This window comes from Kitasatospora sp. NPDC056531, assembly GCF_042794375.1.
Taxonomy (GTDB): domain Bacteria; phylum Actinomycetota; class Actinomycetes; order Streptomycetales; family Streptomycetaceae; genus Kitasatospora.
This window is the reverse complement of record NZ_JBHTTU010000163.1, coordinates 8,320-8,639: the sequence shown is the minus strand read 5'-3', so window position 1 is coordinate 8,639 and position 320 is coordinate 8,320. Positions and strand designations below refer to the sequence as shown.

Here is a 320-nt window from a genome sequence, read left to right as displayed (position 1 = left end):
TCGGGCGCGGCCGCCGCGCCCGAGCTGAACTCCCCGTCCGCCAGCTGTCCGGCGAGCGCGGCGTACCGCTCGTCCAGTGCCGACTTGCGGCGGAAGGTGTCGATGGCCCGCCGCCGGGCGGTCGCCAGCAGCCAGCCCACCGGACTGGCCGGCGCGCCGTCGCGCGACCAGGTGACGAGCGCCTCCGCCAGCGCCTCCTGTGCGACGTCCTCGGCGAGCGCGAAGTCCCCCGTGTAGCGGGCCAGCGCACCGACGATCCGCGCCGACTCGATCCGCCAGACGGCCTCGAAGGGCCGCCACGCCCCCTCTGCGATCGGCGG

At 77.2% G+C, this 320-nt stretch carries 1 protein-coding gene; it reads right to left on the bottom strand.

The window, feature by feature from the left end:
• Positions 1-320 (bottom strand): sigma factor (locus ACFQ87_RS42915; protein ID WP_380616422.1); only part of this gene is annotated, 320 nt, incomplete at both ends.